This is a genomic window from Streptomyces sp. NPDC051452, from assembly GCF_044454765.1.
GTDB lineage: Bacteria > Actinomycetota > Actinomycetes > Streptomycetales > Streptomycetaceae > Streptomyces.
Map to the genome: position 1 here is coordinate 26,966 of NZ_JBITEB010000018.1, position 13,239 is coordinate 40,204.

Annotated in this window: 10 protein-coding genes; 4 read left to right on the forward strand and 6 right to left on the reverse strand. The window is 72.2% G+C overall.

The window, feature by feature from the left end; all coding sequences use genetic code 11:
• Positions 1 to 112: 112 nt before the first annotated feature.
• On the reverse strand, positions 113 to 1,732 hold the full coding sequence (locus tag ACIBA9_RS31530; RefSeq protein WP_399368388.1) for a recombinase family protein: 1,620 nt from the start codon (positions 1,730 to 1,732) through the stop codon (positions 113 to 115).
• Positions 1,733 to 1,966: 234 nt separating this feature from the next.
• Between ACIBA9_RS31530 and ACIBA9_RS31535 the strand changes: the two genes are divergently transcribed.
• On the forward strand, positions 1,967 to 2,224 hold the full coding sequence (locus tag ACIBA9_RS31535) for a hypothetical protein (RefSeq protein WP_362158696.1): 258 nt from the start codon (positions 1,967 to 1,969) through the stop codon (positions 2,222 to 2,224).
• Here ACIBA9_RS31535 and ACIBA9_RS31540 read toward each other — a convergent pair.
• Both ACIBA9_RS31540 and ACIBA9_RS31545 read right to left on the reverse strand, forming a co-directional pair.
• Positions 2,194 to 2,838, reverse strand: a complete 645-nt coding sequence (locus ACIBA9_RS31540; RefSeq protein WP_399368391.1) for an HAD family hydrolase — start codon at positions 2,836 to 2,838, stop codon at positions 2,194 to 2,196. The genes ACIBA9_RS31535 and ACIBA9_RS31540 overlap by 31 nt on opposite strands.
• Before the next feature lie 503 nt (positions 2,839 to 3,341).
• A complete protein-coding gene (locus tag ACIBA9_RS31545) occupies positions 3,342 to 4,310 on the reverse strand; it encodes a hypothetical protein (protein ID WP_399368393.1) in 969 nt (322 codons plus the stop codon).
• Positions 4,311 to 4,432: 122 nt separating this feature from the next.
• Here ACIBA9_RS31545 and ACIBA9_RS31550 point away from each other — a divergent pair, with 122 nt between their 5' ends.
• Together ACIBA9_RS31550 and ACIBA9_RS31555 are read left to right on the forward strand one after the other, a co-directional pair.
• Entirely contained in the window at positions 4,433 to 6,988 is a 2,556-nt protein-coding gene (locus ACIBA9_RS31550) for a helicase-associated domain-containing protein (protein ID WP_399368395.1), read from the forward strand.
• Positions 6,989 to 7,074: 86 nt separating this feature from the next.
• Positions 7,075 to 8,724 carry a DNA repair helicase XPB gene (locus ACIBA9_RS31555; RefSeq protein ID WP_399368397.1) on the forward strand — a complete coding sequence of 550 codons (1,650 nt, stop codon included), beginning with the start codon at positions 7,075 to 7,077 and terminating at the stop codon, positions 8,722 to 8,724.
• Here ACIBA9_RS31555 and ACIBA9_RS31560 read toward each other — a convergent pair.
• Positions 8,676 to 9,869, reverse strand: coding sequence for a glycosyltransferase 87 family protein (locus tag ACIBA9_RS31560; protein WP_399368399.1), 1,194 nt, complete (start codon positions 9,867 to 9,869; stop codon positions 8,676 to 8,678). The genes ACIBA9_RS31555 and ACIBA9_RS31560 overlap by 49 nt on opposite strands.
• Positions 9,870 to 9,887: 18 nt before the next feature.
• Positions 9,888 to 10,070, reverse strand: coding sequence for a hypothetical protein (locus ACIBA9_RS31565; RefSeq protein ID WP_362158708.1), 183 nt, complete (start codon positions 10,068 to 10,070; stop codon positions 9,888 to 9,890).
• 238 nt (positions 10,071 to 10,308) lie between these two features.
• On the opposite strand from ACIBA9_RS31565, the gene ACIBA9_RS31570 reads away from it, so the two are divergent.
• Positions 10,309 to 12,399 carry a HelD family protein gene (locus tag ACIBA9_RS31570; RefSeq protein WP_399368401.1) on the forward strand — a complete coding sequence of 697 codons (2,091 nt, stop codon included), beginning with the start codon at positions 10,309 to 10,311 and terminating at the stop codon, positions 12,397 to 12,399.
• 58 nt (positions 12,400 to 12,457) lie between these two features.
• On the opposite strand, the gene ACIBA9_RS31575 is transcribed toward ACIBA9_RS31570, so the two are convergent.
• Positions 12,458 to 13,150: a copper homeostasis protein CutC gene (locus tag ACIBA9_RS31575; protein WP_399368403.1), complete on the reverse strand. Its 693-nt coding sequence runs from the start codon at positions 13,148 to 13,150 to the stop codon at positions 12,458 to 12,460.
• Positions 13,151 to 13,239 lie beyond the last annotated feature (89 nt).

The window sequence follows — 13,239 nt, forward strand, 5'->3', positions numbered from 1 at the left end:
TTTGGTTCGAGCTGCACGACTAGCTAGCCGACCACAGACAGCAGAGAGCCCCTGTGACGCCCTCCCAGACTCGGGAAGGTATCCAGGGGCTCTCTTGCGCTTTCGGGGGCTCTCAGCGCTTCGTAAGGTCCATTACCTTGCGCCGGTAGCCCTCCGGAACGTTGTGGTGGAACAACCTTTGGAACCTGGTAATCCCAACACGGTCGGGGAAGAGTTCTTCGGTCATGGTCTTGATGTCTCCCAGGTTCATGACGTACCCCCGATCCTTCTTGTCGTCGCCCTCACCCCAGACAAAGACCTTCACGCCATAGGATCGAAGAAAGTCCCTACGGTCTTCCTGGTCTTTCGCTTCCCAGACTTCTCCGTACTTCTTACCCGTTGCCTTGAGAGTCGGGTGAGCCCTCTCCTCTTCCTGCTTTGCCAGAAAAGCGACCTTCCCTGAAAGCGCCTTGTGCATACGCTGATAGGACTCTTCCTGTCCCTCTCCGTCGTACTCTCCTGCGATGTACTTAGCTTCCAGGTTCCCCAGGCGCGTCCTAGCGGCCTGGAGTTCCTTTGCCTGAGAGGGGCCCCCGCCCGCCTTTTCGTACATGTCCCACTGGCCAACACTTTCCCGTATCACCTGGTCAACCCAGGAATCAAGAACGTCTGCCCGGATGGTCGGGCCGTTCTGACAGTCCCCGCCCTTGAACTTATTGGAGCACCGGTAGTACCTGTGTCCTGGTGTCTTGGTTCCGTCCTTCCTGGTATAGCCCGTGCCCAAGAGGGACGTGAATACCGCTCCACACTCCCCACAGTGGGCTACGCCGGACAGGAGAGTCTTAGCGCCGTTGCGGCTCCCCGCAGAGGCTCCCTCCGGCTTCTGTGCGGGCTTGATCTTGTCTACCAGGTCCGTCCACTCATCCATCGTGGCCAGGGGCGTCTCAGGGAGGATTACAGGGTCTCCGTTATCGTCTAGAACGGCTTCTCCCCTGTAGGTGTAGATACCGGGAACCCATGGGGACCGGATGAACTTATTGATGATCGTTGCTTGCCACTGAGTTCCCTTGGTCTTCTCGCCCTTGAGTTTCCGCAGGTGATCACCCCAGGTGAGGACTCCACGGGAGTTGAAGTCTCGGGCAATCCGGTGCGTGGACTGTCCCTCACCAATGCGCCGGAAGATCTCTTCTACGTAGGGGTAGAAGTCCTGGTCAATCTCCAGGATCTTCCGCTTCCCTCCCTCTACGGCCTTGATGCTGTAGCCGGTAGGCGGAGCGCCGACGAGCCAAGAACGGTTCTCCAGGCGGCTCTGTACGCCGTTCAGGATGCGTGCCTGGATCGTGTCCCACTCGGCTTCGGCGAAGACGGCAGTCATGCGCGCCATCATCTTGCCCTGGGGAGTCGAGAGGTCGAACCCCTCTTCTACACACACGATGAACTTGCCGTTTTGCTGCGCCCACTCCAGTAGCTCATTGAAGTGCATTGAGCGACGGGTAAGCCTGTCCATCTTGGCGGCGATCAAGACATCAAATTCGTCTGCTTTTGATGTCAGCCACTTCCCGAGCTTCGGACGCTTGAAGGGGGACAGGGAGCCTGAGACATCCGTGTCCTCTGCCTCTCCCACCAGGTGGCCGGAGATGTGAGGGGCCGTCAGGTAGTGGCTGGTCACTCTGCGCTGCCACTCGATGGACGTAGAGCCGTCCGAGTCGGCAGAGAGGCGGAGGCATGCGAGATACCGCAGGTTGGGTTCCATGGGGAGGACTCTAGCGGGTCTCTGTGCTTAGCGGACCGGCTCGACCTTGCCGGTGGGCACGTCTGTCCTCGTCCTCGTACTCGTCGGGAAAACTGCTCGGAAACGGCTCTTGATAGCACTCGAGCGGGTCGATCACGACCCGCCGATACCAAGCGCTAACAAGGCTAACGGTCTTCGGGCGGGTGACAAGACGTCCCCCGGTTGTTCTCTCGCGCAGGGAACTACCCTGGTCCGGTGCCTGACAAAACCCAAACGAATTCCGCCGTGCCCGGTGACCGACTGATCCGTGCCGGTGCCGTCGTCTTCTTCCTGGGGGCCGTGGCCACCCTCGTCACGGTGGCCCCGCTCTTTTTCGGGGCGAAGCCTTTTCCGACCTATATGTTCGGTCTGAGCATGCTCATGGCCGTCGGTTTCCTGATCGCCGGCGCGGGGGTGCTGCGCTCGATCGCCGCCGGGCGGCGTCAGGCGCGGGACGCCTCGGCGGCTCGGTAACCGGCCAGCCACGCGGGGAAGGCGCCGAGGTCGTCCAGGACGACGTCGGCACCGGCGGCGCGCAGTTCCGCCGCGGGGCAGGGGCCGGTCGCCACGGCCACCGAAAGGGCGCCGGCGGTGCGGGCTCCGCGTACGTCGCCGGTGTGGTCGCCCACGTACACGGCGGCGCCGTGCGCGCGCAGGGCCAGGGCCTTGCCCTCGGCCCACAGGTCGCCTACGACGACGTCCGGTTCGATGCCGAGGTGGTCCAGGTGGAGCCTGGCGTTCGGCTCGTACTTCGCCGTGACGACCATGGTGCGTCCGCCGGCGGCGCGCACCGCGTCCATCGCCTCCCGGGCGCCGGTCATCGCGGGGCTCGCGGCGACGGCGATCTCGGGGTACATCCGGCGATACAGGTCGGCCATCGCCGGGACGTCCTCGGCGGGGAACCAGTTGACCAGCTCGTCCGCGAGCGGGGGGCCCAGGCGGGTCACCGCGAGGTCGGCGTCGATGTAGGCACCCGTCCGCTCCGACAGGGCGAGGTAGCAGGCGCGGATGCCTGGCCGGGAGTCTATGAGGGTCATATCGAGGTCGAAGCCGACGGTGAGGGGGGCGGTGGCGGTCATGGGGGCCATTGTGCCGGGTGCCTGCCGGCGGCTTGGGGGGTACGGGGGTGGCGGGGGGTGCGGGTCCGTCGCCGGGTGCGGGTCCGTGGTGGGCCGTTCGCGCAGTTCCCCGCGCCCCTGAGGGGGTGGCTCGGGTGGTTCCATCCGTGCCGGTGCGCTGTGGTTGCTCGCGCCGTTCCCCGCGCCCCTATCGGGGCGCTCCGGGTGGTTCCATCCGTGCGGGAGCGCTGTGGTTGCTCGCGCCGTTCCCCGCGCCCCTATCGGGGCGCTCCGGGTGGTTCCATCCGTGCCGGTGCGCTGTGGTTGCTCGCGCCGTTCCCCGCGCCCCTATCGGGGGGCTCCGGGTTGTTCCGTCCGTGCGGGTGCGCTGTGGTTGCTCGGGCCGGTCCCTGGGCTTCTTTTGGGGGGACTTCGGTGGGCCGGCTTAGGGGCGCGGGGAACTGCGCGATCAGCCACGACGTGCCCGCGCCGGGGAGGGCCGGCCCAGTCTCCGGGGAACTGCGCGATCAGCGTTACTTGGGGCGTTGGGAGCGCCAGAGCAGGTAGAGGGCCGTGGCAAGGGCCGCTGATCTCACGACCCAGGGCCAGGTCTCGCTCGCGGCGGACGCCATGTGGCCCGGGGTGATCGGTTCGCCCCAGCGGCCGTTGTCCCTCCCCCACAGCCACACCGCACCCGCGGCGACCGCCAGTCCGGGCAGGACCATCACGGCCCACTTGGTCTCCGCGGGCGTCAGCCGCCGCGACCCGTAGGCGATCAGCCAGCCCAGCAGCAGGGCGAACCAGTTACCGAGCACGGCACCGGCGACCAGCGCGGCGGCGGCCAGCAGCAGCGCGGGGTTGGACCAGCCGGCGGCGGGACGGGGGAGCAGCCGACGGCGGCGTCCGGCGGGCTCGGCGGGCGGGTCGGCCTCCGGGACCGAGTCGTCGGGCTCCGTCTCCTCCGGGTGCTTCTCCTTCGGCGGGCGCCTCAGCAGTTCGGGGATCTCCACACCGCCCACGAACCCCGGCACCGAGTCGACCTCACCGAGCGGGCTGCCACCGAAGGGGCCGCCCGCCACCCGCCACCAGTCCGGCTGTGCCGTGGCGTCCCCCAGTTCGTGCGCGGGGGCGAGATGCGGCGGCGACGCGGCGGGTTCGGCCGGACGCGGGCGGGGCACGGCACGGCGCGGGCCCTTGGGACGGGCCTTACGGGCCTCCTGCGCGTCCGGCGTGGGCTGCACGGGTACGGCGGTCACGGGCGGCCGCGGTCCATGGCCGGCGCCCGCCGCGCCGACGACGTCGTCCGGGCTGCCCAGGTGCTCCAGGATGCGGCGGACGGCCGCGGGCGAGTCCACGGTCGCCCTGGCCCGGCGCCGGTCGATCTCGTTGCGCAGCTCCGACACGAGCCGCATCCGCGTGGACGACGGCAACTGCCGCTGCTGAGCGATGTCCCCGACGCGGCTCAGATACTCGTAGACGACCTGGTCGCTCTCGATCCCCACGGAAAACCCCTCCGGGGCGACGGCGATGAAACCCCGCACAGGACGGTACCGCTTGTCCCGGCCGCGCCGCCCCGCTGTCCGGGGGCTCCGTACCGGAGGGGATGTCGGCTACCGTTGGCCGGATGAGGCAAGAGGCCCGCTCAGCCCCCCGCTCCCTGGCGGAAGCGCTCCGTGCCAGGGACGACGCCTCCCTGGGCGCGCTGTTGCGCAGTCGCCCCGATCTCGTCTCCCCGCTCCCCACCGACCTCACCCAGCTGGCCACCCGGGCCGGGACCCGCGCCTCGGTGCTGCGCGCCCTGGAGCGGCTGGACCGGTTCGCGCTGCAGACGGCGGAGGCGCTGGCCGTGGCCCCGGACCCGGCGCCGTACCGGACGCTGCTGGCGCTGATGGCCGGGGACGCCGGGGACGAGACCGTCGCCGCCGCGCTGCCGCGTGCCGTGGCCACCCTGCGCGAGCAGGCGCTGGTATGGGGCGGCGACGACCGGCTGCGGCTGGTGCGCACCGCTCGCGAACTGCTCGCGCCCTCCGCGCAGCACCCCTCGCCGACCGGTCTCGGACCGACCGTGCAGGAGGCCACCTCGGGCATGTCGCCGGGCCGGATCCAGGAGATCGTGGCGGCGGCCGGGCTGTCCTCGACCCACGACTCGGTGTCCGCCGTGACCGCGCTCAGCGGGCTGTTCACCCACCGCAAGAAGATGGCCAAGCTGCTCGCCGGGGCTCCGGAGGCCGCGCGCGAGGTGCTGTCCAGGCTGGTGTGGGGGCCGCCGTACGGGCAGGTCACCCCGGATCCGGCGGCGCATCTGCGCTGGCTGCTCGACCGCGGTCTGCTGCTGCCGACCGCGCCCGGCACGGTCGTACTGCCCCGCGAGGTCGCCCTGCATCTGCGGGCGGGCCGCGCGCATCGGGCGGTCGAGCCGCTGCCGCCCGCGGTGGCCCCGGCCGCGGTCCACGGCGCGCAGGTGGTGGACGCGACGGCGGCCGCGCAGGCGTACACCGCCCTCGCCACCGTCGAGGAACTGCTGAAGGAATGGGACGAGGGCGGCCCGGCGGTGCTGCGGGCCGGGGGCCTGAGCGTGCGCGACCTGAAGCGGACCGCCGTCGCCCTGGACGTGTCCGAACCGGTCGCCGCCTTCTGGGTGGAGCTGGCCTACGCGGCGGGTCTGCTCGCCTCCGACGGCGAGGCCGACGAGCGGTACGCGGCCACCCCCGCCTACGACGAGTGGCTGGAGCGGCCCGCCGCCGAACGCTGGGCCCGGCTCGTGGAGGTCTGGCTGGCGGGCACCCGCACGCCGGGCCTGGTGGGCGGCCGGGACGTCAAGGACCGTACGCTCTCCGCGCTGGGCCCCGGCCTGGACCGCTCGGCCGCGCCCGAGGTACGGCACCGGGTGCTGAGCCTGCTGGCCGGACTGCCGCGGGGCGCCGCGCCGGACGCCGAGTCGCTGCTGGCCAGGTTGCGCTGGGAGCGGCCGCTGCGCGGTCCGCAGCGCGACGACGACCTGCGGATCCGGCTGGCCCGCTGGACCCTGTCGGAGGCGGAACTGCTGGGCGTGACCGGCCGGGGCGCCCTGTCGGCGCCCGCCCGCGCGCTCCTGGGCGCGCCGGCGGCCTCCTCCGACGCCGGGGCGGCCGCCCCCGCCGCGCCGGCCGGCTCCGCCGATTCGTCCGGGCCCGGTGACAAGCTCCCGGTGCACCACCATCCGCACCGGCCGCCCGCGCCCCTGACCCCGCCGGAGCAGGCGGTGGCCACGGCCGCCGCGGCCCGGCTGCTCGCCCCGCTGCTCCCCGAGCCCCTGGACCACGTGCTGCTGCAGGCCGATCTGACGGCGGTGGCGCCGGGACCGTTGCAGCGCCCGCTGGCGGAGATGCTGGGGGTGCTCGCCGAGGTGGAGTCCAAGGGCGGGGCCACGGTCTACCGCTTCACCCCGGCCTCGGTCCGGCGCGCGCTGGACGCCGGGCGGGCCGCCACCGACCTGCACGCCTTCCTCGCCAAGCACTCGCGCACCCCGGTCCCGCAGCCGCTGGCGTACCTGATCGACGACGTGGCCCGTAAGCACGGCCATCTGCGGGTGGGCGCGGCCTCGGCGTACGTGCGCTGCGACGACGACACCCTGCTGAACGAGATCCTCGCCGACAAGCGATCCGCCCCCCTGGGGCTGCGCCGCCTCGCCCCGACCGTCCTGGCCGCCCGGTCCGACCCGGCGGCGCTGCTGGAGGGGCTGCGGGCGATGGGTTACGTGCCGGCCGCCGAGTCCGCCGAGGGCGATGTGCTGATCACCCGGGTCGCCGCCCACCGCACCCCGCCGCGCACCGCGCCCGAGCCGGTGCCGGAGGGCCCGCCGCCGCCCGACGCCACGCTCCTGGCGGCGGCGGTCCGCGCGATCCGGGCGGGCGATCTGGCGGCCACCACTCCGCGCAAGTCCACCGGGGCGTCCCCGGCGGGCGGCGAGCTGCCCCGCACCTCCTCCGCCGAGACGCTGGCCACCGTGCAGGCCGCCGTCCTCACCGGCGAGTCCCTGTGGATCGGCTACGTCAACGCCGAGGGCACCGCCAGCCAGCGTGTCATCGCCCCGATCCGGGTGGAGGGCGGTTTCGTGACGGCGTACGACCACACGGCGGACGAGGTCCGCACCTATCCCCTGCACCGGGTGACGGGGGTGGCGGAGCTGGCCGGCGACTGAGGCCGCCGAGGCCGCCACGCCCACCGTGATCACGCGGCGGTAGGGCACACTGGAGGTTTGGCCGTTGTGGAAAGGGTGTGCCGCGCGTGAATGGTCCACTGATCGTCCAGTCCGACAAGACCCTGCTCCTGGAGGTCGACCACGAGCGGGCCGACGACTGCCGCCGGGTCATCGCGCCCTTCGCGGAACTGGAGCGGGCGCCCGAGCACATCCACACCTACCGGGTCACCCCGCTCGGCCTGTGGAACGCGCGGGCGGCCGGACACGACGCCGAGCAGGTCGTGGACGCCCTCGTGCAGTACAGCCGCTATCCGGTGCCGCACGCGCTGCTGGTGGACATCGCCGAGACGATGGACCGCTACGGCCGGCTCACCCTCTCCAAGCACCCCGCGCACGGGCTCGTCCTGACCAGCACCGACCGGCCGGTGCTGGAGGAGGTGCTGAAGTCCAAGCGGATCGCCCCGCTGGTCGGCGCCCGCCTCGATCCGGACACCGTGGCCGTGCACCCCTCCGAGCGCGGGCAGATCAAGCAGGTGCTGCTGAAGCTCGGCTGGCCCGCGGAGGACCTCGCCGGCTATGTGGACGGCGAGGCGCACCCGATCGAGCTGCTGGAGGACGGCTGGAACCTGCGGCCGTACCAGAAGCAGGCCGTGGAGAACTTCTGGCACGGCGGCAGCGGGGTCGTGGTGCTGCCCTGCGGCGCCGGCAAGACGCTGGTCGGCGCGGGCTCGATGGCCCAGGCGAAGGCGACGACGCTGATCCTCGTCACCAACACGGTCTCCGCCCGGCAGTGGAAGCACGAACTGGTGAAGCGAACCTCGCTCACCGAGGACGAGATCGGCGAGTACAGCGGGACGCGCAAGGAGATCCGGCCCGTCACGATCGCCACGTACCAGGTCCTCACCACCAAGCGGAAGGGCGTCTATCCGCATCTGGAGCTGTTCGACTCCCGCGACTGGGGTCTGATCGTCTACGACGAGGTGCATCTGCTCCCGGCGCCCGTCTTCAAGTTCACCGCCGACCTCCAGGCCCGGCGGCGGCTCGGTCTGACGGCGACCCTCGTGCGCGAGGACGGCCGGGAGTCCGACGTGTTCTCGCTGATCGGTCCCAAGCGGTTCGACGCGCCCTGGAAGGAGATCGAGGCGCAGGGCTACATCGCGCCCGCCGACTGCGTCGAGGTCCGGGTCAACCTCACCGAGTCCGAGCGGCTCGCCTACGCCACCGCCGAGACCGAGGAGAAGTATCGCTTCTGCGCCACGACCGCCACCAAGCGGAAGGTCACGGAGGCGATCGTGCGCCGCTTCGCCGGGCAGCAGATCCTCGTCATCGGCCAGTACATCGACCAGCTCGACGAGCTGGGCGAGCACCTGAACGCGCCCGTGATCAAGGGCGAGACGTCCAACGCGCAGCGCGAGAAGCTCTTCGACGCCTTCCGTGAGGGCGAGATCAGCGTGCTCGTCGTCTCCAAGGTCGCCAACTTCTCCATCGACCTGCCCGAGGCCACGGTCGCCGTCCAGGTGTCCGGAACCTTCGGCTCCCGCCAGGAGGAGGCCCAGCGGCTCGGCCGGGTGCTGCGTCCGAAGGCCGACGGCCACCAGGCGCACTTCTACTCGGTCGTCGCCCGCGACACCATCGACCAGGACTTCGCCGCCCACCGCCAGCGGTTCCTGGCCGAGCAGGGCTACGCCTACCGGATCGTGGACGCGGACGACATCCTCGCGGAGGGCACCGGCTGACGCGGCGGGCGGCCGAGGACGGCCGCCGACGCCAGCAGCGCCAGCGCGAGCAGCGGGTACGGCGCCGCCAGGGGCTGCTGCCACCACGAAAAGTGCAGGTCGCGGTCGCCCTCGTGGGGGAGCAGCCAGAACGTGCGGGCCGTGAACGCCGTCGCCGTCAAGGCGGCCGTCGCCGGCCGGCCCTCGGCGAGGAGCACGGCGAGGAGCGGTACGCACCACACCCAGTGGTGGGACCAGCTGATCGGGGAGACGAGCAGGGCCGTGAACGCGGTGAGCAGGATGCCGTGCCGGTCCTCGCGGGCGCGCACCGCGAGGTAGAGGCCCGCCGCGCCGACGGCGACCGCCGGCAGCGCCCAGGACGGGCCGGGGGCGGGGTCGCCGAGGGCGCGCGCGAGCAGGCCGCGCAGGGACTGGTTGTCCACGATCCACGCCTTGCCCACGCGGCCGGTCTGATACAGCCGCCGGGTCCAGAAGTCGGCGCTCGCCGCGGGCAGCAGCAGACCGCCGAGGAGGACCGTGCCGGTGAGGGCCGCGGTCGCGGTGGCCGCCTCCCGTCGGCGCCCGGTCAGGAACAGGTACGGCACGAAGACGGCCGGGGTGAGCTTGACACCGGCCGCGATGCCGAGGGCCACGCCCCGGTAGCGGGCGGCCGGGGGCCGGGTGAGGTCCCACAGGACCAGGCAGGTCACGGCGAGGTTGATCTGGCCGAACAGCAGCGTCTGGAAGACCGGTTCGAGCCAGAGGCACAGGGCGGTGGCCGCGCACAGCAGCGGCGGGGACAGCGGCGTACGCGGGGCGGGGCCCGGGTGTGGTGGGGCGGGGCGGGCGGCCAGCCGGGCCGAGAGGGCGACCAGGACGGCGAGCAGGAGGGTGTTGCCGACGAGGAAGGCCGCCTTCAGGACCGGGACGGGAAGCCAGGCGGCGGGGACGAACAGGATCGCCGCGAAGGGCGGGTAGGTCGCGGGGAGCCGCCACCGGGTGACCGTGAACCCGTAGAGGTCGCCGCCGTGAGCCACGGCGGCACCCTCGGCCCGGTAGACGAGGAGGTCGGCCATGGGCGCGCCGCGCAGGACGCACAGGGCGGCGAAGGCGGCGAAGGAGACGACGCAGAGGGCGACAAGGAGGGCATTCGTCCGTTTCCGCACGGACGCGACCCTACGATGTCACGCGCGGCGCACGCCCGCCTCCTCGCCGTACTCGCCGAGGATGACGACGCCGAACGCCGCCTCCGCGAACACCTTGACGGCCCGCAGGAGGTCGCCGACGAGGTGGCGATGGGGACCGTCGACGGCCGTGGCCCCCCTCGGGGGGCGGGCGGAAGCTGGATGGAAGGTCGCTGCGCTCATCTCTCCATGGTGGAACGCCGGACACCCGACGCGCATCGGTCCACGCGGACGAATATCGGCCCCCGGACGGGCACCGCTCCCGCGGTCCGGGATCCCGCGGGGAAATCCATTGGCTCCGGCCCGGCCCTCTCGCCTAAGATCTCCGCTCTTCCCCGCCTCCCTCACGGAGTGCCGCCGCCCGGACGGAAACCGGACGGCCCCCGACCCACGCAGTCGCGCAAGATCCGGAGGCACCCCCTTGTCCACGCCCGCCCATGTCCCGGCCGCCGACTCCCCCGACTCCCCCGGCTCCCCCGCCGATCCGCTCGCCCGGGAGCGCTCGCATCTGAGCGCGTCCCGTGCCGCCCTGCGCGCCATGCGCGAGGACGTACAGGCGCTGGACATCAGGGACGTCACCGCGAACTGGGTGAACGCCGAGGTGCTCGCCCGGCAGATCGACGACCGCGTCAAGGCGCTGGCCGACCTCAGCGACACCCCCCTCTTCTTCGGGCGGCTCGACTATCTGCACGCTCCCGGCGGCGAGCGGGCCGAGGGAGCCGAGGGCGAGCGGTTCTACATCGGGCGGCGGCATGTGCACGACGCCGGCGGCGACCCCATGGTCATCGACTGGCGCGCGCCGGTCTCGCAACCCTTCTACCGGGCGTCCAGGAAGGACGCGATGGACATCGGGCTGCGCCGCCGCTTCGGCTACACCGGGGGCGACCTGACCGCCTACGAGGACGAGCACCTGTCCGACCCGGGCGAGTCCGCCGCCACCAGCAAACTGCTCCAGCGGGAGATCGAGCGGCCGCGCGTGGGACCGATGCGGGACATCGTCGCCACCATCCAGCCCGAGCAGGACGAGATCGTCCGCTCCGGTCTGTCCGGCACGGTCTGCGTGCAGGGCGGCCCGGGCACCGGAAAGACCGCGGTCGGCCTGCACCGGGTGGCGTATCTGCTCTACGCCCACCGGGAACGGCTCGCCCGCACCGGCACGCTCGTCATCGGCCCGAACAAGTCCTTCCTGCACTACATCGAGCAGGTCCTGCCCGCGCTGGGCGAGTTGGCCGTGCGGCAGGCCACGGTGGACGACCTGGTCGCACAGGTGGAGGTGCGCGGCACGGACGAGGCGGCCGCCGCTGTGGTCAAGGGCGACGCCCGGATGGCCGAGGTGCTGCGCCGGGCCCTGTACGCGCACGTGAGCATGCCCACCGAGCCGGTCGTCGTGGTGCGCGGCTCCCGGCGCTGGCGGGTACCGGCGTACGAACTTCAGGAGCTGGTCCGGGAGTTGCTGGACCGGGACATCCGCTACGGCGCCGCGCGCGAGGCCCTGCCGCAGCGGATCGCGCATGCCGTGCTGGTGCAGATGGAGCGGGCCGGGGAGGCACCGGACGACCGGGTGCAGGACGCCGTCGCCCGCGACCGGGCGGTGAAGGCGGCCGTGAAGGGGATGTGGCCGGCCGTCGACCCGGCGAAGCTCGTCCTGCGGCTGCTGACCGAGGCGGACTTCCTCGCCGAGCACGCCGCCGGGGTCCTGGACGAGGACGAACAGAAGACGATCCGGTGGGCGAAGCCGGTGCGCAGCGTGAGGTCGGCGAAGTGGTCGGCGGCGGACGCGGTGCTGATCGACGAGGCGGCCGACCTGATCCAGCGCACCCACTCCCTCGGCCATGTCGTCCTCGACGAGGCGCAGGACCTGTCGCCCATGCAGTACCGGGCGGTCGGCCGCCGCTGCACCACGGGCAGCGCGACGGTGCTGGGCGACCTGGCCCAGGGCACCACCCCGTGGGCGACCCGCAGCTGGGAGGAGGCCCTGGCCCACCTCGGCAAGCGGGAGGGGCACATCGAGGAGCTGACCGCGGGCTTCCGCGTCCCCACGGACGTCATCGCCTACGCCTCCCGCCTCCTGCCCCACATCGCCCCAGGCCTCACCCCGGTCGCCTCCGTCCGGGAGAACCCGGGCTTCTTCGAGGTGTGCGCGGTCGCGGAGCCGGCCGAGACCGTCGCCGCCTGCGCGCGGTTGCTGCGCAACGAGGGCTCCACCGGTCTGATCGCCGCGGACGCCCGCGTGCCGGCGCTCGCCGAGGCGCTGACGGCGGCGGGGATCGCCTGGCTCGCGCCCGGTGAGGAGACCACCCGCGAGACCCGTCTGACTCTCGTCCCGGCGTCCCTGGCCAAGGGCCTGGAGTACGACTACGTCGTCCTGGACGAGCCGCAGGCCGTGGTCGACGGCGAGCCGGACGAACGCACGGGCCTGCGGCGGCTGTACGTGGCCCTGACCCGTGCGGTGTCGGGCCTGATCGTCACGCACTCGGCGCCGCTGCCGGCGCAGCTGGACCGAGTCCGGTAAGGGCCTTTCCTTCGGATCAGGTCACCCCGCGACCCCGGCGAGATCCGAAAGAGGGGCTTTACGCCCCGTCCAGCGCCCGGCGCCAGCGCGCCACGGCCTCCCGCGACACCGGCCCCGTCCATCCGTCGGGCCGGGCGGCGCCGCCGATGTGGAAGGCCTCGATGCCTCCGGTCCGCAACGGCGGCACGTGGTCGAGCCGGAGGCCGCCGCCCACCAGGATCTGCTGCTCGTATCCCGGTTCGCCGCCGCGAGCCGCCTCCGCGAGCAGGACCGGCAGGCCGGCGTCCACGCCGGTGGCGCAGCCCGCGGTGAGATAGGTGTCCAGGCCGGGCAGGTCGGCGAGGCGCTTGCGCAGGGTGTCGCGGTCGGCGGCCCGGTCGATCGCCCGGTGGAAGGTCCAGGGGCAGCCGTCGAGCGCGCCGACGACCCGCTCCACGGCCGCCAGGTCCACCTCGCCGTACGCGTCGAGGAAGCCGAGCACGAACTGGTCCGCGCCGGCTTCCCGCAGCTCGGCCGCCACCCGGACCAGCCGGTCGACGTCACCGGCCGCGAAGCCGTCCGCCAGCCGGAGCATCACGCGCAGGTCGATGTCGACCGCGGCACGGATCCCGGCGACGGTGGCGGCGGACGGGGTGAGTCCGTCGGCGGCCATCTCGGTGACCAGCTCCAGCCGGTCCGCGCCTCCGGCCTGGGCGGCGACCGCGTCCTCGACGTCGAGGGCGATCACCTCCAGGACTGCACGCTTGCTCATGGCACCCCGCAATTCGTCGGCGTTCTTCGGGCGGCTACAGGTCTAGTCCAATCCAAGAGTACGCCCCCTGGCCCGCCGCCCGGCCTCGG

Excerpts from the sequence above, each read along its gene's own strand:
- ACIBA9_RS31530 (WP_399368388.1), bottom strand. The coding sequence starts at position 1,732 with ATGGAACCCAACCTGCGGTATCTCGCATGCCTCCGCCTCTCTGCCGAC.
- ACIBA9_RS31540 (WP_399368391.1), bottom strand. The coding sequence starts at position 2,838 with ATGGCCCCCATGACCGCCACCGCCCCCCTCACCGTCGGCTTCGACCTC.
- ACIBA9_RS31550 (WP_399368395.1), top strand. The coding sequence starts at position 4,433 with ATGAGGCAAGAGGCCCGCTCAGCCCCCCGCTCCCTGGCGGAAGCGCTC.
- ACIBA9_RS31565 (WP_362158708.1), bottom strand. The coding sequence starts at position 10,070 with ATGAGCGCAGCGACCTTCCATCCAGCTTCCGCCCGCCCCCCGAGGGGG.
- ACIBA9_RS31575 (WP_399368403.1), bottom strand. The coding sequence starts at position 13,150 with ATGAGCAAGCGTGCAGTCCTGGAGGTGATCGCCCTCGACGTCGAGGAC.